Source organism: Stenotrophomonas sp. STEN013, from assembly GCF_056760355.1.
On sequence record NZ_JBRREO010000002.1, the window covers coordinates 597,604 to 621,481 of the forward strand.

26 protein-coding genes are annotated in these 23,878 nt (G+C 64.7%); 18 read left to right on the forward strand and 8 right to left on the reverse strand.

What is annotated here, in order from left to right:
- Positions 1-59 precede the first annotated feature (59 nt).
- Both ACVOMH_RS06995 and ACVOMH_RS07000 read right to left on the reverse strand, forming a co-directional pair.
- A complete protein-coding gene (locus ACVOMH_RS06995; RefSeq protein WP_481551470.1) occupies positions 60-1,295 on the reverse strand; it encodes a TIGR03862 family flavoprotein in 1,236 nt (411 codons plus the stop codon).
- The gene (locus tag ACVOMH_RS07000) at positions 1,279-1,710 is read right to left on the reverse strand and encodes an FKBP-type peptidyl-prolyl cis-trans isomerase (protein ID WP_481551471.1); all 432 of its coding nucleotides are present in this window, start codon (positions 1,708-1,710) and stop codon (positions 1,279-1,281) included. The genes ACVOMH_RS06995 and ACVOMH_RS07000 overlap by 17 nt, the downstream gene beginning before the upstream one ends.
- A 61-nt stretch (positions 1,711-1,771) precedes the next feature.
- On the opposite strand from ACVOMH_RS07000, the gene ACVOMH_RS07005 reads away from it, so the two are divergent.
- The 3 genes from ACVOMH_RS07005 to ACVOMH_RS07015 all read left to right on the forward strand — a co-directional run bounded on the left by ACVOMH_RS07005 (position 1,772) and on the right by ACVOMH_RS07015 (position 4,091).
- A complete protein-coding gene (locus tag ACVOMH_RS07005) occupies positions 1,772-2,137 on the forward strand; it encodes a DUF6164 family protein (protein ID WP_481551472.1) in 366 nt (121 codons plus the stop codon).
- 89 nt (positions 2,138-2,226) lie between these two features.
- Positions 2,227-2,982 carry a sulfurtransferase gene (locus ACVOMH_RS07010; protein ID WP_481551582.1) on the forward strand — a complete coding sequence of 252 codons (756 nt, stop codon included), beginning with the start codon at positions 2,227-2,229 and terminating at the stop codon, positions 2,980-2,982.
- 113 nt (positions 2,983-3,095) lie between these two features.
- Positions 3,096-4,091 carry an LLM class flavin-dependent oxidoreductase gene (locus ACVOMH_RS07015; RefSeq protein ID WP_481551473.1) on the forward strand — a complete coding sequence of 332 codons (996 nt, stop codon included), beginning with the start codon at positions 3,096-3,098 and terminating at the stop codon, positions 4,089-4,091.
- 45 nt (positions 4,092-4,136) lie between these two features.
- On the opposite strand, the gene ACVOMH_RS07020 is transcribed toward ACVOMH_RS07015, so the two are convergent.
- Both ACVOMH_RS07020 and ACVOMH_RS07025 read right to left on the reverse strand, forming a co-directional pair.
- On the reverse strand, positions 4,137-4,799 hold the full coding sequence (locus ACVOMH_RS07020) for an exopolysaccharide biosynthesis protein (protein ID WP_054656795.1): 663 nt from the start codon (positions 4,797-4,799) through the stop codon (positions 4,137-4,139).
- Positions 4,783-6,126: a hemolysin family protein gene (locus ACVOMH_RS07025; protein ID WP_057506540.1), complete on the reverse strand. Its 1,344-nt coding sequence runs from the start codon at positions 6,124-6,126 to the stop codon at positions 4,783-4,785. Before ACVOMH_RS07025 ends, ACVOMH_RS07020 begins: the two co-directional genes overlap by 17 nt.
- A 278-nt stretch (positions 6,127-6,404) precedes the next feature.
- On the opposite strand from ACVOMH_RS07025, the gene ACVOMH_RS07030 reads away from it, so the two are divergent.
- On the forward strand, positions 6,405-7,031 hold the full coding sequence (locus tag ACVOMH_RS07030) for a DUF47 domain-containing protein (protein ID WP_481523459.1): 627 nt from the start codon (positions 6,405-6,407) through the stop codon (positions 7,029-7,031).
- Between the two features lie 12 nt (positions 7,032-7,043).
- Positions 7,044-8,165, forward strand: coding sequence for an inorganic phosphate transporter (locus ACVOMH_RS07035; RefSeq protein ID WP_054656796.1), 1,122 nt, complete (start codon positions 7,044-7,046; stop codon positions 8,163-8,165).
- Between the two features lie 211 nt (positions 8,166-8,376).
- On the opposite strand, the gene parE is transcribed toward ACVOMH_RS07035, so the two are convergent.
- A complete protein-coding gene (gene parE, locus ACVOMH_RS07040; RefSeq protein WP_481551474.1) occupies positions 8,377-10,266 on the reverse strand; it encodes a DNA topoisomerase IV subunit B in 1,890 nt (629 codons plus the stop codon).
- 157 nt (positions 10,267-10,423) lie between these two features.
- On the opposite strand from parE, the gene ACVOMH_RS07045 reads away from it, so the two are divergent.
- The 7 genes from ACVOMH_RS07045 to truD all read left to right on the forward strand — a co-directional run bounded on the left by ACVOMH_RS07045 (position 10,424) and on the right by truD (position 16,725).
- Complete coding sequence (locus ACVOMH_RS07045) at positions 10,424-10,678, forward strand: hypothetical protein (RefSeq protein WP_054656798.1); 255 nt, start codon at positions 10,424-10,426, stop codon at positions 10,676-10,678.
- 131 nt (positions 10,679-10,809) lie between these two features.
- A complete protein-coding gene (locus ACVOMH_RS07050) occupies positions 10,810-12,474 on the forward strand; it encodes a CTP synthase (RefSeq protein WP_481523461.1) in 1,665 nt (554 codons plus the stop codon).
- Between the two features lie 311 nt (positions 12,475-12,785).
- Positions 12,786-14,078: a phosphopyruvate hydratase gene (eno, locus tag ACVOMH_RS07055; RefSeq protein WP_481551475.1), complete on the forward strand. Its 1,293-nt coding sequence runs from the start codon at positions 12,786-12,788 to the stop codon at positions 14,076-14,078.
- A 3-nt stretch (positions 14,079-14,081) separates the two neighbouring features.
- Complete coding sequence (gene ftsB, locus ACVOMH_RS07060) at positions 14,082-14,435, forward strand: cell division protein FtsB (RefSeq protein ID WP_057506555.1); 354 nt, start codon at positions 14,082-14,084, stop codon at positions 14,433-14,435.
- Positions 14,432-15,133 carry a 2-C-methyl-D-erythritol 4-phosphate cytidylyltransferase gene (gene ispD / locus ACVOMH_RS07065; RefSeq protein ID WP_481551476.1) on the forward strand — a complete coding sequence of 234 codons (702 nt, stop codon included), beginning with the start codon at positions 14,432-14,434 and terminating at the stop codon, positions 15,131-15,133. Before ftsB ends, ispD begins: the two co-directional genes overlap by 4 nt.
- 51 nt (positions 15,134-15,184) lie before the next feature.
- A complete protein-coding gene (ispF, locus tag ACVOMH_RS07070; RefSeq protein WP_481551477.1) occupies positions 15,185-15,685 on the forward strand; it encodes a 2-C-methyl-D-erythritol 2,4-cyclodiphosphate synthase in 501 nt (166 codons plus the stop codon).
- Entirely contained in the window at positions 15,682-16,725 is a 1,044-nt protein-coding gene (truD, locus tag ACVOMH_RS07075) for a tRNA pseudouridine(13) synthase TruD (protein WP_481551478.1), read from the forward strand. The genes ispF and truD overlap by 4 nt, the downstream gene beginning before the upstream one ends.
- A gap of 12 nt (positions 16,726-16,737) precedes the next feature.
- On the opposite strand, the gene ACVOMH_RS07080 is transcribed toward truD, so the two are convergent.
- Complete coding sequence (locus ACVOMH_RS07080; protein WP_481551479.1) at positions 16,738-17,277, reverse strand: Smr/MutS family protein; 540 nt, start codon at positions 17,275-17,277, stop codon at positions 16,738-16,740.
- Positions 17,278-17,458: 181 nt separating this feature from the next.
- Here ACVOMH_RS07080 and surE point away from each other — a divergent pair, with 181 nt between their 5' ends.
- From surE to ACVOMH_RS07100, 4 genes are read left to right on the forward strand one after another with little or no spacing between them, the layout of a single operon-like run.
- Positions 17,459-18,238, forward strand: a complete 780-nt coding sequence (surE, locus tag ACVOMH_RS07085) for a 5'/3'-nucleotidase SurE (protein ID WP_054656804.1) — start codon at positions 17,459-17,461, stop codon at positions 18,236-18,238.
- Positions 18,235-18,912 (forward strand): protein-L-isoaspartate(D-aspartate) O-methyltransferase, encoded by a 678-nt coding sequence (locus ACVOMH_RS07090; protein ID WP_481551480.1) that lies wholly within the window; start codon positions 18,235-18,237, stop codon positions 18,910-18,912. Before surE ends, ACVOMH_RS07090 begins: the two co-directional genes overlap by 4 nt.
- 20 nt (positions 18,913-18,932) lie before the next feature.
- Positions 18,933-19,547, forward strand: a complete 615-nt coding sequence (locus tag ACVOMH_RS07095) for a YqaA family protein (RefSeq protein WP_481551481.1) — start codon at positions 18,933-18,935, stop codon at positions 19,545-19,547.
- A complete protein-coding gene (locus ACVOMH_RS07100; RefSeq protein ID WP_481551583.1) occupies positions 19,526-20,311 on the forward strand; it encodes a peptidoglycan DD-metalloendopeptidase family protein in 786 nt (261 codons plus the stop codon). Before ACVOMH_RS07095 ends, ACVOMH_RS07100 begins: the two co-directional genes overlap by 22 nt.
- Positions 20,312-20,381: 70 nt before the next feature.
- On the opposite strand, the gene ACVOMH_RS07105 is transcribed toward ACVOMH_RS07100, so the two are convergent.
- Positions 20,382-20,762, reverse strand: a complete 381-nt coding sequence (locus ACVOMH_RS07105; RefSeq protein ID WP_054656807.1) for an Mth938-like domain-containing protein — start codon at positions 20,760-20,762, stop codon at positions 20,382-20,384.
- Positions 20,763-20,780: 18 nt separating this feature from the next.
- Positions 20,781-21,086: a ribosome assembly RNA-binding protein YhbY gene (yhbY, locus tag ACVOMH_RS07110; protein ID WP_054656808.1), complete on the reverse strand. Its 306-nt coding sequence runs from the start codon at positions 21,084-21,086 to the stop codon at positions 20,781-20,783.
- A gap of 64 nt (positions 21,087-21,150) precedes the next feature.
- On the opposite strand from yhbY, the gene rlmE reads away from it, so the two are divergent.
- Entirely contained in the window at positions 21,151-21,783 is a 633-nt protein-coding gene (gene rlmE, locus ACVOMH_RS07115) for a 23S rRNA (uridine(2552)-2'-O)-methyltransferase RlmE (RefSeq protein ID WP_054656809.1), read from the forward strand.
- Positions 21,784-21,836: 53 nt separating this feature from the next.
- The gene (ftsH, locus tag ACVOMH_RS07120; RefSeq protein WP_481523469.1) at positions 21,837-23,768 is read left to right on the forward strand and encodes an ATP-dependent zinc metalloprotease FtsH; all 1,932 of its coding nucleotides are present in this window, start codon (positions 21,837-21,839) and stop codon (positions 23,766-23,768) included.
- Positions 23,769-23,878: the final 110 nt, after the last annotated feature.

A 23,878-nucleotide genomic window follows, 5' to 3' on the forward strand; every position in this document is an offset into this window, starting at 1 on the left:
CCCTTGCTCGACAAGGGCGGTGTTTTTTTACAGGTCGCGGTTGTCGCGCCGCGGTGTAATCAGCGCGCCAGCCACTGGATCACCCCTTCGGCGGCGCGCTGGGCGCTGGCGTAGCAGGCGGTAAGCAGGTAGCCACCGGTCGGCGCTTCCCAATCCAGCATTTCGCCGGCGCAGAACACACCTGGCACGGCATCCAGCATCAGGCCTTCGTTCATCGCCTCGATGCGCACACCGCCGGCGGTACTGATGGCTTCGGCCATCGCGCGCGGCCGTTGCAGCGTCAGCGGCAACCGTTTGAGGGTGTGCGCAACGGCATCCAGATCACTGCCGGCGTCTTTGCCCAGTACCTCGAACAGCAGTGCGGCTTTGGGCGCGTCCAGACCGGCGGCGCGGCGCAGGTGTTCGCCGAAGCTGCGGCCTTTGCGCGGCCGTCCCAGGTCGGCGCGCAGGCGGTCCAGCTCGCGGCTTGGTACCAGATCCAACTGCAGCTGTGCGCTGCCGTTGCGATGGAGGGTTTCGCGCAGGTCCGCCGCCAGTGCATAGATCAGGCTGCCCTCAAGGCCGTATTCGCTGGCGACACATTCGCCCTGCAGGTGCTGCGCATGGCCTTGCAGATCTATCCAGTGTGCGATCACCGGTTTGAGCGGGCTGCCGGCGTGGCGCTGCCGGAAATGTTCGGACCAGGCCACGTCGAAGCCACAGTTGGCCGGCTGCAGCGGTGTGATATCCACGCCACGACCCGACAGAATTTCCGTCCAGCGACCATCGGAGCCGAGCTGCGGCCAGCTGCCACCGCCGAGGGCGAGCACGGTGGCATCGCTGTGCACATCGACCGTGCCATTGCCGGTTTCGAAGCGCAGCTTCCCGTCTTCATTCCAGCCGGACCAGCGGTGCTGCACGTGGAAGCGCACGCCTTGCTCTTTCAGACGGCGTACCCAGCCGCGCAGCAGGGGCGCGGCTTTGCGATCAACCGGGAACACGCGTCCGGAACTGCCGACATAGGTGTCCACGCCCAGGCCTTGCGCCCAGTGGCGCAGCGCTTCGGCATCAAAGCCGTCGAGCCAGCGGGCGACGACATCCTGACGTTCGCGATAGCGGCCGTCGAACTGTGGCCGCGGTTCGGAATGGGTCAGGTTGAGCCCGCCTTTGCCGGCGATCAGGAATTTGCGTCCCGGCGAACCTTTGGCCTCGTACAGGTGCACCTCCAGCCCGGCCGCGCACAAGCGTTCGGCGGCGAACAGGCCGGCAGGGCCGCCGCCGATGACGGCGACGGTGTGTTTAGCGGGGCTGGACATCAAGCAGTTCAACATCGAAAACCAGGGAGGAGCCGGCCGGGATCGGTCCGGTGCGGCGATTGCCGTAGCCGTATTCGGCCGGAATCATCAAGGTGCGCTTGCCGCCGACCTTCATGCCGACAAAGCCTTCATCCCAGCCACGGATGACCTGCTTTTCACCGAGGTTGAAGGTGAAGGGCTCGCCACGGTCGAGCGAGCTGTCGAATTTTTCACCGTGCTTGTCAGCGGCGCGCTCGTCATACAGCCAGCCGGTGTAGTGCACGGTGACTTTGGTGCCGGCAACGGCTTCAGCGCCGGTACCCGGCTGGGTGTCGATGCGCTCGAAGGTGGCGATGGTGCCTCCGGGCGGAGGTCCTGGCGGGGTGCACCCGGCCGCGAGCAGGGACAGCAGAGTCGGGATGAATAGACGGCGCACGGCGACCTCCGGCAGACAGGGCGTGCAAGGGTAGCGCATCGTCGCCGGGTATCATGGTGCCATGGCTAAACTGCTGCTCAATCTACGTAATGTCGGTGAAGACGAAAGTCGCGAGGTCGGCGAGCTGCTCGACCGCAACGCGATCGCCTGGTATCGCACCGAACCCAGTCCCTGGGGCATCTCGCACGGCGGGATCTGGTTGCGTGACAACGACGACCATCCGCGCGCCAAGGCGTTGATGGCGACCTATCAGGCCGAGCGCGGCCAGCGGGTCCGTGCCGAACGCGAGGCGGCTTTGCGTGATGGCAGTGCCGAGACCTTCGGCTCGCTGTTGCGGCAGCGTCCGCTGTATGTGGTGGGGGTGTTGCTGGGCATGGTCGCCGCTGCGGCGCTGGTGCTGCTGCCCTTCATGCTGTTGCGCGGCTGAGCCGGCTTTCCACCGTCTCCATTTTTCCCACTGTTCCGCCGATGGGCCTTTTCCCGGGCTCTGGCAACCGACCGTTCTAGAATATGTCCATGATCGTCAATATCGCCGCCTACCATTTCGTCCCGCTTCCCGATGCCGACACGCTGGCGGCAACGCTGCTCGAGTGCGCCCAGACCCAGGAGCTGCGCGGCACCATTCTGGTTGCCGAGGAGGGCATCAACCTGTTCCTGGCCGGCAGCCGTGACGGTATCGATGCGTTCTACGCGCAGCTGAAAACCGATGCGCGCTTTGCCGCTATGCGTATCAAGTACAGCTACAGCCAGATGCAGCCGTTCGCCCGGCTCAAGGCCAAGGTCAAATCCGAAATCATCAGCTTCCGCCGCGACGACGGCCAGCCGCTGGACTATCCGCGTGCGCCCAGCGTGGCCCCGGCCACGGTGCAGCGCTGGTTGCGGCAGGGCCATGACGATGCCGGCAAGCGCGTGGTGATGCTCGATACCCGCAATGCCCAGGAGTTCGCGCACGGCACCTTTGCCGGTGCCCTGACCCTGCCGATCGACAAGTTCACCGATCTGCCGGCCGCACTCGAGCCGCACCGCGAAGGCCTGGCCGATGCCACCGTGGTCAGTTTCTGCACCGGCGGTATCCGCTGCGAGAAGGCCGCGCTGTGGATGCGCAACGACGGCATGGACAATGTACTGCAGCTGGAAGGCGGCATTCTGGGCTACTTCGAGGAAGTGGGCGGGGAGGGCTACGACGGTCACTGCTTCGTATTCGACGAGCGCGTGGCACTGGATCCGCAGTTGCAGCCGCTGGTCGACCGTGAGGCTGAACAGGCCGCCTGAGGGTGTCCGGATGTCGTGCCCGGAAAGCAGTGTTGTGGCGGTGAGGTGTCGGGGCAGCTGGCAATGCAGTGTCGTCGGCCCCAACTGGAGGTGGTCCCCAATGGAAACTCCCGATGATTCCTCTGTCGATTCTCGATCTGGCACCGGTATGTGAAGGCGCCATGCCGCAGCAGGCCTTCGGCAACATGCTGGATCTGGCCCGGCACGCCGAGCGTTGGGGCTACCGGCGCTACTGGCTGGCCGAACACCACAACATGCCGGGTATCGCCAGCGCGGCGACTTCGGTGTTGATCGGGCATGTGGCCGGCGGGACCTCCACCATCCGTGTGGGCGCCGGCGGGATCATGCTGCCCAACCACTCGCCGCTGCAGGTGGCCGAGCAGTTCGGCACGCTGGCCTCGCTGTACCCGGGGCGCATCGATCTGGGGCTGGGGCGTGCGCCCGGCACCGATCACGCCACGGCGCGCGCGCTGCGCCGCTATTTCGACAGCGCCGACCAGTTTCCGCAGGATGTTGCCGAGCTGCTCCATTATTTCGAGCCGGCGCAGCGCGGCCAGTCCGTGCAGGCGGTGCCGGGAGCGGGGGTCGAAGTGCCGGTTTGGTTGCTGGGATCCAGCCTGTTCAGTGCACGCCTGGCGGCGGCGATGGGGTTGCCGTTCGCGTTCGCCTCGCACTTCGCGCCCGATGCGATGGATGAGGCGCTGGCGCTGTATCGGCGCGATTTCCGGGCTTGCGCGCGGCTGGCTGCTCCCTACGCCATCCTGGCGCTGAACGTGGTGGCCAGTGACTCCGAGGCCGAGTCGCGGCGCCTGTTCACCACCCAGCAGCAGAGTTTCGTGAATCTGCGTCGCGGCCAGCCCGGACAGATCCCGCCGCCGGTGGCCGATATCGAATCCTTCTGGGCGCCGCAGGAGAAGGCCGGCGTCGAGCGCGCTCTGGCTTGCACGGTGCTGGGCGATCCTGCACAGGTTGCCGAAGGCCTGGCGGACTTTGCCGGGCGGCATCGCCCGGATGAGCTGCTGATCACCGCCAACATCTTTGACCATCAGGCCCGCTTGCGCTCCTTCGAGCTGGCCATGCAGGCCTGGCAGGCGCGACAAGCGCGTTGACCAGGGCGGCCTGGTTTGCCGCCCCTCCGCGCTGCGCAATTTCCGTCAGCCGCCGGTCCAGCGCTGCAGCAGCTGGCCGGTATGGCTGACCAGTTGCCCGGAGCCGAGTCCGAAAAACATGCCGGCGGCAACGGCTGCCACCCAGTTGAACAGCATCAGCGCGCCATCGCGCTCGATCAGGGCCAGTGCAAACAGCAGCAGCTGGAAGCCGAACAGGTAGTTGGTGAACGGAATCGGCAGCGACAGCAGCAGGCCGACCAGGATCAGCAGCAGGCCAGTGAACATCCGTGCCGGCAATGGACGGAGCAATGGCGCCATACGCGGTCTGAGCATCCGGTCCAGCCGCCGCAACGGGCGGCCGATCTTGCCCAGGAACCTGTGCATGGTCGCGCGCTTGGGGCCTCGGCGGGCAATGAAGCCGGGCACCCAGGGTCGCGACAGTCCGCCCAGCAGTTGCACGCCGATCAGCACCACCAGCGGGCCGCTGACCGCACCACCGACGCCCGGGATCGGAATGAACGACGGCAGGATCGCGATGAACAGGAAAACGCCGAAGGCGCTTTGCTGCAGGTTCTGCAGGATATGCCGCAGCGGCAGATGTTCGGCCGGATCGCCATGCTCGAACAGGGCCAGCAGGGTGCGGATGCCCTCGTTGCGGTAGCCGTCGCTGCCGGTGCCGTCCGCGGCGGGGTCAGCCGGTGAGTTCATCGGCATCTTCCTCGGCCAGCTTGCGCAGCAGCAGCTTGTCGATGCGCGCGCCGTCCAGGTCGACGATTTCGATGCGCCAGCCCGCCCAGTCGAAGTACTCGCCGGCGTGGGGGATGCGGCCGAAATAGTGCATGCACATGCCGGCCAGCGTGTAGTAGTCGCCTTCCTCCGCGTCAGGCAGCGCGGCGCCTTCCATCAGTTCGCGCAGGTCATCGATCGGCAGCGAGCCGTCCACCAGCTGCGAGCCGTCTTCACGGGTGACCACCAGGGCGTCCTCATCGGTATTTTCCGGCGCCTGCAGGCGGCCGACCACGGCGCCCATCAGGTCGCTGATGGTCACCAGCCCTTGGATCTCACCGTATTCATCCACCACCAGGGCCATCGACTGCTGCTCTTCGCGGAAGATTTCCAGCAGTTTCATCGCATGGGTGGACTCGGACACATACAAGGTCTCGCGCAGATTCTGGAACAGCGAGTGCTCCGAGCCCTCCAGCCGGGTGACCAGGGTCTTCACCTCCAGAATGCCGACGATGTCCTGGTCGTTGTCGCGGTACACCGGGTAGCGCGAGAACGCGTGCTCACGCATGGTATGCAGGTTCTTTTCGGCCGGCGCGGTGGTGTCCAGCCAGGCGATGCGGTTGCGGGGGGTCATCAGGCTGTCGGCGGTGCGGTCGCCCAGGCGCATCACCCGGTTCATCATATTGCGCTCGTCGGCGTCGATCACCCCCTGCTCGTGGCTTTCGGCCACCAGCATGCGGATCTCCTCTTCCGTCACCGAGGCCGATTCGGTCTGGCCCAGGCCCAGCAGGCGCAGCACCAGATGGGTGGAGCGTGAAAGCAGCCATACGCCCGGCGCGGCGATGCGTGCCAGCCAGCTCATCGGCACCGCCACGACCCCGGCAATGTCCTCCGAGCGGGTCAGGGCGACGCGCTTGGGGACCAGTTCGCCGAAAATCAGAGTCAGATAGGTGATCAGGGCCACCGCCAGGGTCTTGCCGAGGAAGTCGGCATAGGGCTGGGTCGAGCCGAACAGGGCGAAGTTGGCCGACAGTGCCGGGAACAGCGATTGCAGCTGCGCGGCGATGGCGCCGCCGATGGCGTCGCCGCCATAGACACCGGTCAGGATGCCGATCAGGGTGATCCCGATCTGTACGGTCGACAGGAAATTTTCAGGTTTTTCAGACAGTTCCAGTGCGCGTGCGGCGCGTTTGCTGGAGCCGGCCATCTGCTTGAGGCGGCTTTTGCGCGAGGTCATGACCGACATTTCGGACATGGCAAAGAAGCCGTTCAGCAGGATCAGGGCGATTACGATGAAAAACTCAAGCACGGGAATCTCCCCGGGTTGGTTGCAGGGGAGGGTGTGTCAGGCAGGCGGCGTCCATGTCACCACAGGTGTGGTGTACCGGGATTCGCGGCGGGGGATGAGGGTCGTCGTCCATAAGGTGCGCCCTGAAGGCGCCCGCGCATCTTAGCAAAACGCGGCTGGCGGGCGCTAACCGCGGCCTCGCGGGCGCTGCGGACAACCGCAAGGAATACCCGAGATGCCTTCTAGCAGTCATAATTCGCGCTGGTGCCGTCCCTCCCGCGACGGCGAATAGGCTCCCCATGTTTTCGTTGCAGACCATTTTCGGTTCCGGCAAGCAGTTCTATACCTATCTTGACGAGGCCGCACAGGCCGCTTCCGACAGCGCGAAGGCGCTGCATTCAATGATGCGCGAAGCGGATCGCGAGCCTGCTCTGGACGCCTTCAAGCTCGCACGTCTGCGCGAACGGGCCGCCTCGGACAAGATCAGCCAGGCGCTGGTGGACAGCTTCATGACGCCCATCGAGCGCGAGGACATCGAAGCACTGGGTTCGGCGCTGTACAAGATTCCCAAGCAGATCGAGAAGTTCGCCGATCGCTATTCGCTGGCCGTGGCGCATCTGGAGCACATCGACTTCGCGCCGCGCGCGGCGATGTTGGAGCAGGCCGCCGGCGTGGTGGTGGAAATGGTCAACGACCTGCGCCACATGAACCTGGACCGGATGACCGCGTTGAACGAAAAGCTGCGTGCGCTGGAGAACGAGGCCGACCGGCTGATGCTGGAGCTGTACCGCGACATCTACTCCGGACGTCTGGACAACCTGCAGATGTTCCTGCTCAAGGAATTCTTCGAGATTCTGGAAAAAGCCATCGACCGTTGCCGCGAGGCCGGTGTGGTGGCGTACCAGATCGTGCTCAAGAACAGCTGACGGGGCCGCTCGATGCTCACCCTAGTACTGGTGGTGATCCTGGCTGCGCTCGTCTTCGAGTTCATCAACGGCTTCCACGACACCGCCAACTCCATTGCCACCGTGGTGGCAACCAAGGTGCTCTCGCCCGGCTGGGCGGTGATGCTGGCGGCCTTCATGAACCTGATCGGCGCGCTGACCGGCACCGCGGTGGCGCTGACCATCGCCAACGGCCTGCTCAATACCGACGTGGTCGCGGTGACGCCACAGGTGATCCTGTGCGCGCTGCTGGGCGGCATCGTCTGGAATCTGATCACCTGGTGGAAGGGCCTGCCGTCCTCCTCCTCGCATGCGTTGATCGGTGGCCTGTGCGGCGCCGGTCTGGCGGCGGCCCACAACAACTGGGACGCGCTGATCTGGTCGCAGAATGTCGGCAACTGGGCGCAGAACAAGGGCCTGTTGTGGAAGGTGTTCGTGCCGATGATCACCTCGCCGATCGCCGGCTTCCTGCTGGGTATCGTGGTGATGTGCCTGCTGTGGGCGATCATCGCCGCCATGGCGCGCGCGGGTGGCCTGTTGCGCCGGCTGGCGCGTCCGCGCTGGGTCAATGCGTTCTTCGGCAAGGCGCAGATCGTGTCGGCGGCCTACATGGGCTTTGCCCACGGCCACAATGACGCGCAGAAGACCATGGGTATCATCGCCATGACCCTGATCGGCGCCGAGGCGACCGGTGCGCTGGATGACCTGCCTTCCTGGCTGGCCTTCATGCATCCCAATGCGCAGGCTGGGGACGGCATCGCGATGTGGATCGTGCTGACCTGTGCGGTGGTGATGGCAGCCGGTACCGCCTCGGGAGGCTGGAAGATCATCAAGACCCTGGGTCACAAGATGGTCAAGCTGCACCCGATCCACGGCTTTGCCGCGGAGACCAGCTCGGCCACGGTCCTGACCCTGGCGGCGCACTTCGGCATGCCGGTCTCGACGACCCACAGCATCTCCACCGCGATCATGGGCGTCGGCTTTGCCAAGAACCCCAAGTCGCTGCGCTTGGGCGTGATCGAGCGCATCCTGTGGGCCTGGATCCTGACCATCCCGGCAGCCGGTGGCTGCGCCTACCTGATCCTGAAACTGTTCGAGCTGGTGGGCTGGAACTGACGGCAGCCGGTTGTCAGGTGGCAAAAAGCAAACAAAAAGCCCGCCAGTGATGGCGGGCTTTTTTGTTGGGCGGCAGATCGGCGAGGCAGGGGGGGGTTATGTGCCGGAGACGGCTCCGGGTTGTTTGCATGGCTGGAGGATCGGATGGGGAGGGAGCAGAAAGCCCGCCGGTGAGGGCGGGCTTCGGGTGGTACGGATCAGGCTGCGGGAATCAGGCTTCCAGTGAAGCCAGATCACCCTTGTTCTCCAGCCATTGCTTCCGATCCGAGGCGCGTTTCTTGGCCAGCAGCATGTCCATCAAAGAGCGGGTCTGCTCACTGTCGTCCACCGTCAGCTGCACCAGGCGGCGGGTATCGGGGTAGATGGTCGACTCGCGCAGCTGCTGCGGGTTCATCTCGCCCAGGCCCTTGAAGCGGGTGACGTTGACCTGGCCCTTGAGCTTCTCGCGCTGGATCTTGTCCAGCAGCGAGCGCTTTTCTTCCTCGTCCAGTGCATAGAACACCTGCTTGCCCACGTCCACGCGGAACAGCGGCGGCATCGCCACAAACACGTGGCCGGCATCGACCAGAGCCGGGAAGTGTTTCAGGAACAGGGCGGTCAGCAGCGTGGCAATGTGCAAGCCGTCGGAGTCGGCGTCGGCCAGGATCACCACCTTGCCGTAGCGCAGGCCCGACAGGTCCTCCTTGCCCGGGTCGCAGCCGATCGCCACGGCCAGGTTGTGCACTTCCTCGGAGGCCAGCACGCTGCCCGAGGCCACTTCCCAGGTGTTCAGGATCTTGCCGCGCAATGGCAGGATGGCCTGGAAATCCTTGTCGCGGGCCTGCTTGGCGCTGCCGCCGGCCGAGTCGCCTTCCACCAGGAACAGCTCGGTGCGCGACAGGTCCTGGCTGATGCAGTCGGCCAGCTTGCCGGGCAGGGCCGGGCCCTGGGTGACCTTCTTGCGGGTGACCAGTTTTTCGGTCTTCAGCCGCGCGCTGGCGCGTTCGATGGCGATCTGCGCGATCTTCTCGCCCAGCTCCACATTCTGGTTCAGCAGCAGGCTGAAGGCGTCATGCACCGCACCCTCGACGAAACCGGCGGCCTGGCGCGAGGACAGGCGCTCCTTGGTCTGGCCGGAAAACTGCGGGTCGGTCATCTTCAGTGACAGCACGAACGACACCCGGTCCCACACGTCTTCCGGGGCCAGCTTGACGCCGCGCGGCAGCAGGTTGCGGAAGTCGCAGAACTCGCGCAGCGCCTCCGTCAGGCCGGTGCGCAGGCCGTTGGCGTGGGTGCCGTGCTGGGCAGTGGGGATCAGGTTGACGTAGCTTTCCTGGACCAGTTCGCCCTCCGGCAGCCAGGCCACGGCCCAGTCCACCACCTCGGTTTCCTTCTTCAGGTTGCCGGTGAACAGTTCGGCCGGCAGCATCTCGCGCTCGCCCAGTTCGGCTTTCAGGTAGTCACGCAGGCCGTCCTCGTAATACCAGGTGTCGACTTCACCGGTGGCTTCGTCGGTCAGCTTGACGGTCAGCCCCGGGCACAGGACGGCCTTGGCGCGCAGCAGGTGGCGCAGCGCGCGCAGGTTGAATTTGGGGGTGTCGAAATACTTCGGGTCCGGCCAGAAGCGCAGGCGGGTGCCGGTGTTCTTCTTACCAACGCTGCCGACCACTTCCAGCGGGCTGGCGCGGTCACCATCGCGGAAGGTGATGCGGTGTTCGCTGCCTTCGCGGCGGATATGGATCTCCACCAGGGTGGAGAGCGCGTTCGCCACCGACACGCCGACGCCGTGCAGGCCGCCGGAGAAGGTGTAGTTGCGGTTGCTGAATTTGCCGCCGGCATGCAGCCGGGTCAGGATCAGCTCGACGCCGGGGATCTTCTCTTCCGGATGGATGTCCACCGGCATGCCGCGGCCGTCATCGCTGACCTCGCAGCTGCCGTCCTTGAACAGGATGACTTCCACCGTTTTGGCGTGGCCGGCCAGCGCCTCGTCGACCGAGTTGTCGATGACTTCCTGCGCCAGATGGTTCGGGCGCGCGGTGTCGGTGTACATGCCGGGGCGGCGTTTGACCGGGTCCAGGCCGGAAAGGACTTCGATGTCGGCGGCGTTGTAACGGGCGTTCATGTATCTCGGTAGGGCGCAAAACGACGCTGGAGTGTGCGGTCTGGCGGCGATTTTTGCACGCGGGGCATTCAGGGCGCGGCGAGGCGGGGCCGGGTATCCTGTACACGGTCCAATCCAGGCGCTGTCCTGTCTGGCGCGCGAATTGAGGAGGAACGGGATGAAAACATCGAAATTGCTGGTGCTGGCCGCAGTTGCCGCGGCTGTGGTCGCTGCCCCCCTGGTGATGGCGCAGAGCGCCGACAAGGGCAAGACGGCTGAAACCGCCCAGAATGCATCGGCGGACAAGGCGCAGACCGAGGCCGAGCAGAAAGCCAAGCGCCGTGCGGCAGCTGCCGCGCAGGAAAAAACGCAGGCCAGTCAGCCGGCACCGCGGGAGGAAGAGGAAGAAGAGGAAGGCCGTCGCCGTCGCTGACGCCTGCTTTCAACGAGTCGTGGACGCCCCGGCGCAGGTTGGGGCGTCTTTTTTTTGATCTCGCCACATCCCGTGCTTGGGTGTTGAGGCGACAACCTTTAAACTAGGGCTTTCCGGGAGGCGCTTGAGCCATGACCCCCCTTATTTTTGTTACTGGCGGTGTAGTGTCCTCGCTTGGCAAGGGCATTGCGGCCGCGTCGCTGGCCTCCATTCTCGAGGCGCGTGGCCTGAAGGTCACGATGATGAAGCTGGATCCGTACATCAACGTCGATCCAGGCACGATGAGTCCCTTCCAACATGGTGAGGTCTATGTCACCGACGACGGTGCCGAGACCGATCTGGATCTGGGGCATTACGAGCGTTTTCTGCGCACCCGGCTGAGCCGCAAGAACTCGGTGACCACCGGTCGCATCTACGAGAACGTGATCCGCAAGGAGCGTCGCGGGGATTACCTCGGCGCCACCGTGCAGGTGATCCCGCACATCACCGACGAGATCCGCCGTTGCATCGACGAGGCCACCGCGGGTTTCGACGTGGCGCTGGTGGAGATCGGCGGTACCGTGGGTGATATCGAATCGCTGCCATTCCTGGAGGCGATCCGCCAGGTGCGGACCGAGCGTGGGCCGGAGAAGGCGCTGTTCATGCACCTGACCCTGGTGCCGTTCATCGCCGCGGCCGGCGAGTTGAAGACCAAGCCGACCCAGCACTCGGTCAAGGAACTGCGTTCGATCGGTATCCAGCCGGATGTGCTGCTGTGCCGCTCCGAGCAGGTGATTCCCGATTCCGAGCGCCGCAAGATTTCGCTGTTCACCAACGTGTCCGAGCGCGCGGTGATCAGCGTGCCGGACGTGGAGGTGCTGTACCGCGTACCGATGGGGCTGCACGCGCAGGGCCTGGACGAAATCGTCGTCAATCAGCTCAAGCTGGGTGACAAGGCCGGTCCGGTGGATATGGCCGAGTGGGAGGCGGTGCTGGATGCGGCGCTGCACCCGTTGGACGAGGTGACCATCGCGGTGGTCGGCAAGTACATCGACCACCAGGACGCCTACAAGTCGGTGGCCGAAGCACTCAAGCATGGTGGTCTGCGCCAGCGCACCCGGGTCAACCTCAAGTGGCTGGAGGCGCAGGAACTGGAAAGCGCCGGCCTGTCCGCGCTGGACAATGTCGACGGCATCCTGGTGCCGGGCGGCTTTGGTGATCGCGGATTCGAGGGCAAGGTGCTCACCTCCCAGTACGCCCGCGAGCACCAGGTGCCGTACTTCGGTATCTGCTATGGCATGCAGGCGGCGGTAGTCGATTTCGCGCGGCATGTGGCCGGGTTGGAAGGTGCCAACAGCACCGAAAACGACCGCCAGTCGCCGAATCCGGTGATCGGTCTGATCACCGAGTGGCGTACGGCCAGTGGTGAGGTTGAAAAGCGTGACGAGAAATCCGATCTGGGCGGCACCATGCGTCTGGGCCTGCAGGAGCAGCGGTTGAAGCCGGGCACGCTGGCACACGAGCTGTATGGCAAGGACGTGGTGGCCGAGCGCCATCGCCATCGCTACGAGTTCAACAACCGCTATCGCACCCAGCTGGAAGATGCCGGGCTGGTGATCTCGGGCAAGTCGATGGATGACACGCTGGTGGAAGTGGTGGAACTGCCGCGCGACAAGCACCCGTGGTTCCTTGCCTGTCAGGCGCATCCGGAATTCCTGTCCACTCCGCGTGACGGTCACCCGCTGTTTGTGGGCTTTATCCGTGCAGCGCGTGAGAAGAAGGCGGGCGGCAAGCTGCTCAAAGAGGCGCGGGCATAAGTATTTGCGGGCCGGGTTGATCCGCTCTGGCAACGGGCTGCGGCGTGGCCACCTTCGCGACCGCACATTTCGTTTGCAGTACCTTGAGATGGGCCGCGATTTCGCGGCCCATCTGCATTGTGGCGGAATCGGTCCGGCGGCTCTGTCAGAACATCACCGGCAGCCGGGCTCCCGTTCAGCCTGGTAGGGGGCGCCGCTTTCAATGGAAAGCAACGCCCCGCGCCGGTGTCTGCTTCGTTTAAACTTGCCGTCGCTTTTGCGTTTCTTCTTCCGATACCCGATCCATTTCAGACGAGCTCCCGCCCCCGATCATGACCAATATCGCCAAGATCCACGCCCGTGAAATCCTCGACAGCCGTGGCAACCCCACGCTGGAAGCCGAAGTCACCCTGCAGGACGGTTCGTTTGGCCGTGCCATGGTGCCGTCGGGCGCCTCCACGGGCACCAAGGAGGCGGTGGAGCTGCGCGATGGTGACAAGACCCGTTACCTGGGCAAGGGCGTGCGCGATGCGGTGGCCAACGTCAACGGCGCCATCGCCACGGCGCTGAAGGATTTCGATGCGGCCGACCAGGAAGGCCTGGACCGTCGCCTGATCGATCTGGACGGCACCGAGAACAAGGGCCGCTTGGGCGCCAACGCGCTGCTCGGAGTTTCGATGGCCGCCGCGCACGCGGCTGCCGCGTCGAAGAAGCAGGCGCTGTGGCAGTATCTGGCGGGCAAGACGGGTGCGACCCCGTCGCTGCCGGTGCCGATGATGAACATCATCAACGGCGGTGCCCACGCCGACAACAACGTCGATTTCCAGGAGTTCATGGTGCTGCCGGTCGGCTTTGATTCGTTCGCCGAATCGCTGCGTGCCGGCACCGAGATCTTCCATTCGCTCAAGTCGGTGCTCAAGAGCCACGGCCTGAGCACCGCGGTCGGCGACGAGGGTGGTTTCGCCCCGGATTTCCGCAGCAATGTCGAAGCGCTGGACACCATCCTCGAAGCCATCGGCAAGGCCGGTTATACGGCCGGTGAGGATGTGCTGCTGGGTCTGGACGTGGCTTCCAGCGAATTCTTCGAGAACGGCAAGTACAACCTGGTCGGCGAGAACAAGCGTCTGACCTCCGAGCAGTTTGTCGAGTTCCTGGCCGACTGGGCCGCACAGTACCCGATCATCACCATCGAAGACGGCCTGGCCGAGAACGACTGGGCCGGCTGGAAACTGCTGACCGAGCGCATCGGCAAGAAGGTGCAGCTGGTCGGTGACGACCTGTTCGTGACCAATCCGAAGATCTTCCAGGAAGGTATCGACTCGGGCACCGCCAACGCGATCCTGATCAAGGTCAACCAGATCGGCACGCTGAGCGAAACCCTGGAAGCCATCGCCATGGCCGACAAGGCCGGCTACGCGGCGATCGTCTCGCACCGCTCGGGCGAAACCGAAGACACCACCATCGCCGATATCGCCGTGGCCACCACCGCCACCCAGATCAAGACCGGCTCGCTGTGCCGAAGCGACCGCGTGGCCAAGTACAACCAGTTGCTGCGTATCGAGGAAGCCCTCGGCAGCAACGCGCGTTACGCCGGTCGTAACGCGTTCGTCTCGCTCAAGCGCTAAGCCATGCGCAACTGGCGCTGGCTGCTGCTGGTGCTCGCGGTACTGCTGGCATTGCTGCAGTACCGTTTCTGGTTCGGCCCGGGCAATTCGGGTGAAGTGCTGATGCTCGAAGCCCAGGTCGCCAACCAGAAGCGTGACAACGAAGGTCTGCAGCAACGCAATGATGCGTTGGCGGCCGAGGTCAAGGATCTGAAGGAAGGCGAGGCTGCCATCGAGGAGCGCGCGCGCAGCGAGCTGGGCATGATCAAGCCGGGTGAGAAGTTCTATCGCGTGGTGGAGAACGCTCCGGTCATCGCGCGCGCGGCGGTGGGCGGTGGACAGGGCAATCCGGCGCAGCCAGCGGAGGATCTGCCATGAGTGTCACTCAGGTATGGGCGGTGGTGCCGGCCGCAGGTCGCGGTACCCGATTTGGTGGGCCCGTTCCCAAGCAGTATCTGCAGGCCGGCGGTCAGCCCCTGCTGGCGCACACGCTGGAATCGCTGCTGTCCCATTCCGGTGTTGCCGGGGTCATGGTGGCGATCGCCGAGAACGACGCGGACTGGCCGGGATGGACTTCATTTGCCGACAAGGCGGTGCTGACCTGTACCGGCGGTGAAACGCGCGCATTGTCGGTACTGGCGGGGCTGCAGGCGCTGCCGGACAGTGTCCGTGCCGACGATTTCGTGCTGGTCCACGATGCGGCGCGTCCGAATCTGGCGGCGGCCGATCTCGGGCGCCTGCTGGAGGTAGGGCGTGCCGATCCGGTCGGTGCGATTCTGGCGGCACCGGTGCGCGATACGCTCAAGCGTTCCGGCGATGATGGCGGCATTGATCGTACCGAGCCGCGTGAGCGTCTGTGGCGCGCGCTGACTCCGCAGCTGTTCCGTCGTCACCAGCTGACCCGTGCGCTGATGGACGCCACTGCCGCCGGCGTCGAGGTGACCGACGAGGCCATGGCCATGGAGCGGCAGGGGGCCCGGCCATTGCTGGTGGAAGGGGCCGAGAGCAATTTCAAGGTCACCACGCCGGCGGATCTGGCCCGTTTCGAATTCGAGCTGTCGCGGCGCGATGGCTGACTGTCCGCCGGCGCTGCGAGCGCTGGCTCTGCATAGAAGTAGCGAATCCCCATGAACAGTTCTGTTTCTTTCCCGCCGATCCGTATCGGCCAGGGCTATGACGTCCATGCATTCGGCGAGGGCGACCACATCATGCTCGGCGGGGTGCGCGTGCCGCACCACTGTGGCGTGCTGGCGCACAGCGATGGCGATGTGATCCTGCATGCGCTGTGTGATGCGATGCTCGGTGCGGTGGCGCTGGGCGATATCGGTGTGCATTTCCCGCCATCGGATGACCGCTGGAAGGGGGCGGACAGCAGCCGGTTCGTCAGCCATTGCAATGGGCTGCTGCGTGAACGCGGCTGGCAGGTCGGGAATACGGATATCACCGTGATCTGTGAGCGGCCCAAGGTCGGCCCCCATGCGCTGGCGATGCGCGAGAAGGTTGCGCAGCTGCTGGGAATCGAGTTGGAGAGGGTCAGCATCAAGGCCACCACCAGCGAGAAGCTGGGATTCACCGGACGTGGGGAAGGCATTGCCGCGCAAGCGGCCGTGCTACTGGTGGCGCTGTGAGCGCGCTGCCGCTGGCGTTCGGTGCGCCGTTGCTGACGGCGGACATCCGCACCGTGCCGGAAGATTTCCAGGTGGATGAATTGCCGGCATTCGAACCAACCGGCGAAGGGGAGCACCTGCTGCTGGAGATCCGCAAGCGCGGTGCCAATACCGTGGCCGTGGCCAAGCGCCTGGCGCAGTGGGCGGGCGTGCCGGAGATGGGCGTCAGCTACGCCGGGCAGAAAGATCGTCATGCGGTCACCACGCAGCGTTTCAGCGTGCACCTGCCCAAGCGGGTGTCGCCGGATGTCGCCATGCTGGAATCCGATGAGATCCATGTGCTCTCCGCGACCTGGCACAACCGCAAGCTGCAGCGCGGCGCGTTGGCGGGCAACCGCTTCAAGCTGGTGTTGCGCGAGGTGCGCGGTAATGTGGCGGCGATCGATGCGCGGTTGCAGATGATTGCCGAGCGCGGCCTGCCGAACTGGTTCGGGGAGCAGCGTTTTGGCCGGGATGGCGGCAATGTGCCGGCGGCGCTGGCGATGTTTGGCGGACGCCGGGTGCGTCAGGACCAGCGCTCGATGCTGCTGTCCGCGGCCCGTTCGGCCCTGTTCAATCGCGTGCTGGCCGCGCGTGTGGAGCAGGACAGTTGGGATCGGCCGCTGGATGGTGAGGTGTGGGTGCTCGATGGCAGTCGCTCGGTGTTCGGCCCGGAACCGATGAGCGAGGTGCTGGCCGAGCGGCTGGCACGTTTTGATATCCATCCCAGTGGCCCGTTGTGGGGCTTGGGCGAGTTGCGTTCCACCGGCCAGGCGCTGACGCTGGAGTCCGCGGCCCTGGCCGATGAGCAGGCCCTGGCGTTGCGGGCGGGTCTGGAGGCGGCGGGTCTGAAGCAGGAGCGGCGACCGCTGCGGTTGCGTCCGGCCTTGCTGCAGCATCAATGGCTGCAGGACGGTGTGCTGGAGATGTCATTTGCACTGCCACCGGGCTGCTATGCCACGGCGGTGCTGCACGAGCTTGGTGCCGTCAACGATGCCAGCCAGGCTTACAGCGATAGCTGAGGTCTGGCGCGCTCAGCGGTTGGCCAACAGCACCAGTACCGCGCCGGTACCGCCTTGGGTGGCCGGCGCGGAGTGAAACGCCAGCACGTCGTTGCGCAGCCGCAGCATGCGATCGACCAGATTTTTCAGTGCCGGCGTGCCGCCGTCGGATTGCAGGCCCTTGCCATGGATGATGCGTACGCAGCCAAACTCGTGGGCGTGCGCTTCCAGCAGGAACTCCCGCAGCAGAACCTCGGCCTGGGTTGTGGTTGCACCATGCAGGTCCAGTTCGTCCTGCACGGAATACTGGCCGCGCTTGAGGCGCTGGAACATCCGCGCCGGCAGATTCTCGCGGCGATAGCTGGCCACGTCGCCGGCTTCCAGTGGCGCGGCTGATCGCAGCAGTCTGGCGAACTCGCCCAGTGCCAGCGCCTCATCCTGTTCGGCCATGCGCGCGCGCGGCTTCGGGCGTGGCTTGCCGGTTGCCGGCGCCTCCACCTGTGGCAGCCGTTTCACCTCGCCTATGGCCGAGAGGAACAGCGCGCTGTCATCTTCATCTTCGGGGTACGACATCTGCACAGCGTAACGTGCTCTGGGTCGCAGGCAAGCGTCCGGGTGGGAAGGCGGGCGCGTGCATTCCGGTATCATTGGGAAAACAGGCCGCTGCGCATCTGAGGATGCACGGCAGCGGCGCGGCAGTCGGAGCGGTGAGGTAGTGTGGACACCGCAGTTGATTCGGTGACTCAGGTCTTTAATGCGCGTACTAGTATCAAATGACGATGGTGTGGACGCCCCCGGCATCAAGATGCTTGCCGAGGAACTGCGCAACGCTGGCCACGAGGTGACGGTGGTTGCGCCTGATCGTGATCGCTCCGGCGCCAGCAACTCGCTGACGTTGGATCAGCCGGTACGGTTGCGACGGATCGACCACTACACCTGCGCGGTGGCGGGCACGCCCACAGACTGCGTGCATCTGGCGCTGACCGGAATGCTTGAGTATGAGCCGGATATCGTGGTGTCGGGCATCAACAATGCAGCCAACCTTGGTGATGACGTGATCTATTCGGGCACGGTCTCAGCGGCGATGGAGGGACGTTGTCTGGGTCTGCCTTCGGTGGCGGTGTCGCTGGTAACGCACAAACACGAGGCAAAGAATTTCCGTACCGCGGCACGCGCGGCGGTGGAGATCGTGGCCCGCCTGATTGCCGATCCGTTGCCGGCGGACACCATCCTCAATGTGAATGTTCCGGATCTGGCCTGGGAGGATATCCGCGGTTTCGAGGTCACCCGTCTGGGTAACCGCCACCGCGCGGAGCCCTGCGTCCCGGCGACCGATCCACGCGGCAATACGGTGTATTGGATAGGTCCGGCCGGCAGCGAGCAGGATGCCGGCCCCGGCACGGATTTCCACGCGGTACGCACCGGGCATATCTCGATAACCCCGATCCAGGTAGACCTGACCCGCTACTCCGCGTTGGAGAAGGTTGCAAGCTGGGTCGGGGGGCTGTCGGCCACACTGGGATCGAAAGAATGACGCCGCGCCTGCGGTTGCAGCCAGAAGCGGTGGGCATTGGCATGACTTCGCAGCGCGTGCGCGACCGCCTGGTGGATCGCCTGCGGGAGGCTGGGATTGCCAGCGAGCCAACGCTCAATGCGGTGCGGGTGGTGCCACGCCATCTGTTCATCGATGAGGCGCTGGCGTCACGGGCGTACGAAGACACGGCCCTGCCGATCGGACACGGGCAGACCATTTCCCAGCCATGGGTGGTGGCGCGGATGACCGAGGCGGTGCTGGCGGTCGAGCCGAAGACCGTGCTGGAAGTGGGGACCGGTTCCGGCTACCAGGCCGCGATCCTCGCCGCGCTGGGGCTGGAGGTCTACACGGTGGAGCGTATCGGCGATCTGCTGCGGCAGGCGCGCAAGCGTTTCCGCCAGCTGGGCATGAATGTGCGCAGCAAACACGACGATGGCCGCATCGGTTGGCCGGAGCATGCTCCCTATGACGCCATCGTGGTGACCGCGGCGGCTCCGGCTCTGGTGGACGTGCTGATCGAACAGCTTGCCGTCGGCGGCCGGCTGGTGGCGCCGGTCGGAGGACCGGGCGGGCAGGCACTTCTGCAATTGACACGATTGGCCGATGGCAGCATCCAGCAGGAGGAGCTGGCGCTGGTCAGCTTCGTGCCGCTGCTGTCGGGCATGCTGGACTGAAGCTAAGGATCAAGCGAACCATGAAGATTTTCGGGCCTCTTTACGACCGGGCGCTGGTCTGGGCCAGCCACGAGCGTGCTCCCACCTACCTGACCGTGCTGAGCTTCATAGAAGCCATCATTTTTCCGGTGATGCCGGAAGTGATGTTGATGCCGATGTGCGTGGCGCAGCCGCGCAAAGGCTGGCGTTTTGCCACGCTGAGCCTGATCGGCTCGATGGCCGGTGCGATGGTCGGTTATGCGCTCGGCCATTACGCGTTCGAGCTGATGAAGCCGCTGTTCGAGATGATGGGCATGCTGCCGTCGATTGAATCGGGCATCGCCACGATCCAGGAAAAAATGGCCGAATCGCCATGGGCGGTGTTCACTTTCCTCGTGCTGGGTGGCTTCATGCCGATCCCGATGAAAGTTTTCACATGGGCCTCGGGTATCGTCGGCGTGCCGCTGCCGCAGTATGTATTGAGCATGCTGATCGGTCGCGGCAAGCGTGTTTATATTCTGGCTGCGGTGATCCGTTTTGGCGGGGCGCGTGCGGCCCAGGCGTTGCGGCGCTGGATTGAGCCGCTGGGCTGGCTCGCAACCGTGCTGGTTGCCGGCCTGGTGGGCTGGCTGGTCTGGAGAGCGAAATTCGCATGAGTGCAAAAATGATGGGCAAGGGTTTCGGTCGCGTCGCTGCGCTGGCGCTGGTGGTTGCATTGGCAGGCTGCGGTACGGCAACGGTGGTCAGGCCTTCAGGTGCCGGTGCTTCCACCGGCCATGCGACACCCCAGAAGTCGGTCCCCAAGCCGGGTCAGACGGCGGTTGTCCGGCGTGGCGACACCCTGTTCGCATTGGCGCGCATCCATAACATCACGCCGCGTGACTTGGCGGCATGGAACGGCTTGTCGGAGCCGTACACGATCTATCCGGGGCAGTCGTTGCGCCTGTATCCGGGTGGGGCTGCTGCCAGCCGTCCGGTGGGTGGTACCGCGACCACCGTGCGACCCACTCCGGCGCCGACTACGCCCGTTGCGGCCCCGGTCAATAGCGGTATCGGCTGGCGATGGCCGGCAGATGGCGCGCTGGTAGGCCGTTTTGTTGCCGGCGAGGCCACCAAGCAGGGGATCGATATCGCCGGCAGCAGCGGGCAGGCGGTGCGTGCGGCAGGTCCGGGGGTGGTCGTCTATTCAGGCGCCGGCCTGGTGGGCTACGGCGAGCTGATCATCATCAAGCACAACGAGCAGTGGCTCTCGGCGTATGGGCACAACCGCAAGCGACTGGTGAATGAAGGGCAGAGCGTGAAGGCCGGCGATCAGATCGCCGAGATGGGCCGTACCGGCACCTCGCGCGACATGCTGCACTTCGAGATCCGTTACAACGGCAAGCCGGTGGATCCGCTGCTGTATCTGCCGAAAAAATAGGTGGCGGTTGGCGGCACAAAAAAGGCCCAGTGCGATGCGCCGGGCCTTTTACTTTGTGTCCCCGAGGAAATCAGCTGCCGTTTTCGAGAATGAAGGCGGCAACCACCTTGCGGTCCTCTGCGGCCAGAACATTGAAGGTGCGGGCGGCCGAGGCGTTGTTCATCACCTCGATACCGATGCCGCGCGTCAAGCAGGCGGCCAGCACCGCGGCCGGCGGGAACACCTGCTGTTCGCCGGTGCCGAGAATGACCAGGGCCGGGTTCAGCTCCAGGGCCGCGTTCAGGTGACCGGCGGTCAACTCCGCAAGCGATCTGACCGGCCAGTCTTCGATCAGCTGGTTCGGCGCAAGAATGAAGCTGTGCGTCAGTACGCGATCATTCACCTTGGCTTGGCGGCCATCGGCTGCGCGCAAACTGTAGGTGTAATCAGGCAGTTCCCGGCTCAGTTGCATCGAAGGGCTCCTCGGCGATCAGCCGCGGGGCAGCACGATCTGGCGCTGTTCCTTGCTTGGACGGTACAGCACGGCGACATGGCCGATGCGCTGCACCAGCGCGCTGCCGCTGGCCTGGACCAGCTCGGAAATCATGGCATCACGGGCCTCGCGGTCTTCCGCGCCGACCTTCACTTTGATCAGTTCATGACGCTCAAGTACTTCGTCCAGTTCTGCCAGGAAGGCTGGCGTGACCCCCTTTCCACCGATCTGCAGCAGTGCTTTCAGATCGTGCGCGGCACCGCGCAAAAATCGGGTCTGGGCCGGGGTCAGGACGATAGACATGCAGGAATACAGGTAATCAAGGGGGTTCAGGGTATCATGACCACCCCATCTGGCCCCATTTCCAATGGCTTCCCGCAGCAAAAGCAGTCAACGCTGGTTGAAAGAACACTTTTCCGATCCTTTCGTTAAGAAGGCGCAGGCGGAGGGCATGCGTTCGCGCGCCGCCTACAAGCTGGAGGAGCTGCTCAAGCGCGACCGGCTGCTGAAACCGAATATGGTCGTGGTCGATCTGGGCGCCGCGCCCGGCGGCTGGTCGCAGCAGGTACGCAAACAGATGGGCGACAGTGGCCGGGTGCTGGCACTGGATATCCTGGAGATGCCGCCGCTGGCGGGGGTGGAGTTCCTTCACGGTGACTTCAGGGAGCAGGCCGTCCTATCGCAGTTTGAAGCCATGCTCGGGAATCAGCCGGTAGACCTTGTGCTGTCGGATATGGCCCCCAATAAGAGTGGCATGGATGCGGTCGACCAGCCGCGGATGATGTATCTGGCGGAGTTGGCGTTGGATTTTTCCGACAACCACCTCAAGCCCGGTGGGGCGTTCCTGATCAAGTTGTTCCAGGGCGTCGGCTTTGATGACTACGTGCGTGAAATGCGCCGTCGTTTCGACAAGGTCGTGATCCGCAAGCCCGAGGCCTCCCGCGCGCGTTCGCCGGAAGTCTATGCCCTCGGGCAGGGCAAGCGGGCGCAGATCAAGTAAGCTCAACCATACGCATTGCGTCAGAAATTAGAGGGACACCGGAGCCGATGAGGATGAACGACCTGACCAAGAACCTCCTGCTATGGGTGGTTGTCGCCGTCGTGCTGATGGTGGTGTTCCAGAGCTTTGCGCCACGCGGTGGTGCAGTGACCGCCGGTGACGCGCGCAATTACACCCAGTTCCTGCAGGAAGTGGACTCGGGCCGCATCAAGGCGGTCGAGTACACCGACAAGACGACGCTGACCACCAACCATCTGCGCTTCAAGCGTGCCGATGGCTCGGAAGGCCAGCTGTTCGCCCCGGCCGATCCCAAGCTGCTGGATCAGCTGTATTCCAAGAATGTCGAAGTGGTGCGCCAGGAGCCGGCCACCGGTCCGGGTTTCTGGGGGCTGGTGCTGCAGTTCCTGCCGGTGCTGCTGCTGATCGGCTTCTGGATTTTCATGATGCGCCAGATGCAGGGCGGTGGTGGCGGTGCCAAGGGTGCGATGTCTTTCGGCAAGTCGCGCGCCAAGCTGCAGGGCGAGGACCAGATCAAGGTCACCTTCGCCGATGTCGCCGGTTGTGACGAAGCCAAGGAGGAAGTCGGTGAACTGGTCGAGTTCCTGCGCGATCCGTCCCGTTTCACCAAGCTCGGCGGCAAGATTCCGCGCGGTGTGCTGATGGTCGGCCCGCCGGGTACCGGCAAGACGCTGCTGGCCCGTGCGATCGCCGGCGAGGCCAAGGTGCCGTTTTTCGCCATCTCCGGTTCCGACTTTGTCGAGATGTTCGTCGGCGTCGGCGCCAGCCGCGTGCGCGACATGTTCGAGCAGGCCAAGAAGCACGCGCCGTGCATCATCTTCATCGACGAAATCGATGCCGTGGGCCGTCACCGCGGTTCGGGTATGGGCGGTGGCCACGACGAGCGCGAGCAGACCCTGAACCAGATGCTGGTCGAAATGGACGGCTTCGAGGGCGGTGAAGGCGTGATCGTGATCGCCGCGACCAACCGTCCGGACGTGCTGGACAAGGCGCTGCTGCGTCCGGGCCGTTTCGATCGCCAGGTCATGGTCGGCCTGCCGGACATCAAGGGCCGCGAGCAGATCCTGAGGGTGCACCTGCGCAAGGTGCCGGCCGCCGATGATGTGCGTCCGGAAGTGCTGGCGCGCGGTACCCCGGGTTTCTCCGGTGCCGATCTGGCCAATCTGATCAATGAAGGCGCCCTGTTTGCGGCTCGTCGCAACAAGCAGGAAGTCGACATGAAGGACTTCGAGGACGCCAAGGACAAGATCTACATGGGTCCGGAGCGGCGCAGCATGGTCATGCGCGAGGATGAGCGTCGCAACACCGCCTATCACGAGTCCGGCCACGCCGTGGTTGCCATGTCGCTGCCCAAGGCCGACCCGGTGCACAAGGTCACCATCATGCCGCGCGGCTGGGCACTGGGCGTGACCTGGCAGTTGCCCGAGCACGACCACATCAGCAAGTACAAGGACCGCATGCTCGAAGAGCTGGCGATCCTGTTCGGTGGCCGTATCGCCGAGGAGTTGTTTGTGGGCGAGATGTCCACCGGCGCGTCCAATGACTTCGAACGTGCCACCAAACTGGCGCGCGGCATGGTCACCAAGTACGGCATGTCCGATGTGATGGGCACCATGGTCTACGCCGACGAGGAAGCTGGCTACGGCATGCACAGCAAGACCATTTCCGAGGCCACCCAGCAGAAGGTGGACGCGGAGATCCGTCGCATCCTGGACCAGCAGTACGCGGTAGCGCGCAGCATCCTGGAGGAAAAGCGCGACATCGTCGAGGCGATGACCGTCGCGCTGCTGGACTGGGAAACCATCGATGCCGAGCAGGTCAAGGCGATCATGGAGGGCCGCAAGCCTTCGCCGCCCGCCGGATGGGTGGAAAAGGGCGGCGGCAACGGACCGACCGGTGATGACAAGGGCGGCGACGCGCAGAGCCCGGTTGCGCCGATCACCAGCGATCCCGCCAGCCAGCACTGATTGATAGTGCGATCTGCAACGAAACGGGCCGGTTTTCCGGCCCGTTTCCGTATGCGGCGATCGCGGCGCTGGGCGAGAATAGGCGCCATCCAGTCTTCCGGTACTTCCGC

Excerpts from the sequence above, each read along its gene's own strand:
- ACVOMH_RS06995 (WP_481551470.1), bottom strand. The coding sequence starts at position 1,295 with ATGTCCAGCCCCGCTAAACACACCGTCGCCGTCATCGGCGGCGGCCCT.
- ACVOMH_RS07005 (WP_481551472.1), top strand. The coding sequence starts at position 1,772 with ATGGCTAAACTGCTGCTCAATCTACGTAATGTCGGTGAAGACGAAAGT.
- ACVOMH_RS07010 (WP_481551582.1), top strand. The coding sequence starts at position 2,227 with ATGATCGTCAATATCGCCGCCTACCATTTCGTCCCGCTTCCCGATGCC.
- ACVOMH_RS07015 (WP_481551473.1), top strand. The coding sequence starts at position 3,096 with ATGATTCCTCTGTCGATTCTCGATCTGGCACCGGTATGTGAAGGCGCC.
- ACVOMH_RS07020 (WP_054656795.1), bottom strand. The coding sequence starts at position 4,799 with ATGAACTCACCGGCTGACCCCGCCGCGGACGGCACCGGCAGCGACGGC.
- ACVOMH_RS07030 (WP_481523459.1), top strand. The coding sequence starts at position 6,405 with ATGTTTTCGTTGCAGACCATTTTCGGTTCCGGCAAGCAGTTCTATACC.
- ACVOMH_RS07035 (WP_054656796.1), top strand. The coding sequence starts at position 7,044 with ATGCTCACCCTAGTACTGGTGGTGATCCTGGCTGCGCTCGTCTTCGAG.
- parE (WP_481551474.1), bottom strand. The coding sequence starts at position 10,266 with ATGAACGCCCGTTACAACGCCGCCGACATCGAAGTCCTTTCCGGCCTG.
- ACVOMH_RS07045 (WP_054656798.1), top strand. The coding sequence starts at position 10,424 with ATGAAAACATCGAAATTGCTGGTGCTGGCCGCAGTTGCCGCGGCTGTG.
- ACVOMH_RS07050 (WP_481523461.1), top strand. The coding sequence starts at position 10,810 with ATGACCCCCCTTATTTTTGTTACTGGCGGTGTAGTGTCCTCGCTTGGC.
- eno (WP_481551475.1), top strand. The coding sequence starts at position 12,786 with ATGACCAATATCGCCAAGATCCACGCCCGTGAAATCCTCGACAGCCGT.
- ftsB (WP_057506555.1), top strand. The coding sequence starts at position 14,082 with ATGCGCAACTGGCGCTGGCTGCTGCTGGTGCTCGCGGTACTGCTGGCA.
- ispD (WP_481551476.1), top strand. The coding sequence starts at position 14,432 with ATGAGTGTCACTCAGGTATGGGCGGTGGTGCCGGCCGCAGGTCGCGGT.
- ispF (WP_481551477.1), top strand. The coding sequence starts at position 15,185 with ATGAACAGTTCTGTTTCTTTCCCGCCGATCCGTATCGGCCAGGGCTAT.
- ACVOMH_RS07080 (WP_481551479.1), bottom strand. The coding sequence starts at position 17,277 with ATGTCGTACCCCGAAGATGAAGATGACAGCGCGCTGTTCCTCTCGGCC.
- surE (WP_054656804.1), top strand. The coding sequence starts at position 17,459 with ATGCGCGTACTAGTATCAAATGACGATGGTGTGGACGCCCCCGGCATC.
- ACVOMH_RS07090 (WP_481551480.1), top strand. The coding sequence starts at position 18,235 with ATGACGCCGCGCCTGCGGTTGCAGCCAGAAGCGGTGGGCATTGGCATG.
- ACVOMH_RS07095 (WP_481551481.1), top strand. The coding sequence starts at position 18,933 with ATGAAGATTTTCGGGCCTCTTTACGACCGGGCGCTGGTCTGGGCCAGC.
- ACVOMH_RS07105 (WP_054656807.1), bottom strand. The coding sequence starts at position 20,762 with ATGCAACTGAGCCGGGAACTGCCTGATTACACCTACAGTTTGCGCGCA.
- yhbY (WP_054656808.1), bottom strand. The coding sequence starts at position 21,086 with ATGTCTATCGTCCTGACCCCGGCCCAGACCCGATTTTTGCGCGGTGCC.
- rlmE (WP_054656809.1), top strand. The coding sequence starts at position 21,151 with ATGGCTTCCCGCAGCAAAAGCAGTCAACGCTGGTTGAAAGAACACTTT.
- ftsH (WP_481523469.1), top strand. The coding sequence starts at position 21,837 with ATGAACGACCTGACCAAGAACCTCCTGCTATGGGTGGTTGTCGCCGTC.